This is a genomic window from Virgibacillus carmonensis (genome assembly GCF_057836705.1).
Window position 1 is genome coordinate 1 of the sequence record NZ_JBYQFJ010000376.1, and the last position, 535, is coordinate 535.

1 protein-coding gene is annotated in these 535 nt (G+C 39.4%); it reads right to left on the reverse strand.

Annotated elements, in window-relative coordinates:
• A partial coding sequence (locus tag AC3G7N_RS22445; RefSeq protein ID WP_489424312.1) for a chlorite dismutase family protein occupies window positions 1–354 on the reverse strand: 354 nt, incomplete at its 3' end.
• Window positions 355–535: the final 181 nt, after the last annotated feature.

The following is a 535-nucleotide window of genomic DNA, read 5'->3' on the forward strand; positions in this document are numbered from 1 at the left end:
TTGTGGGAAATACTTTGAAAGTTCTACAACCGAAACGTATGAGTAGGATGGTTGCAGGAACTCAGCAAATTTTGTTTTATTAAATGCTGTTTCCACCTGGTTTAATTCATCCATTGTTGGACGCAGGATCATCATCATGATGTCTGCCTTTTGACCAACTACGGTGTAGACAACGTGACTTCCTTCTTTAGCTTCTTCGACGGAGTCCCATTCATCTAAAAGTGCATGCAGTTCATCAATTGCTGCTTGTCTTTCCTCACTTGATATCATTTTCCATGACGTCCAGTCAATGCTGCGCAAATCGTGTAAGCAATACCAGCCGTCCATGGTTTCAACTGCTTCTGCTGCTGCCATTATTATCGCTCCCTTAGTTAGAAAATATCATCTTATGGCTTTACTATACCATATTAAGGGAAAGTTAATCATGAACAAGGAATTAGAAATGATAGGGTTCACCAAACTGTCAAACATGAGTGGATTGCTTTTCATGTATCGCGGATTGGATTATGATTTAAACATAAGGATAAATAGTCGG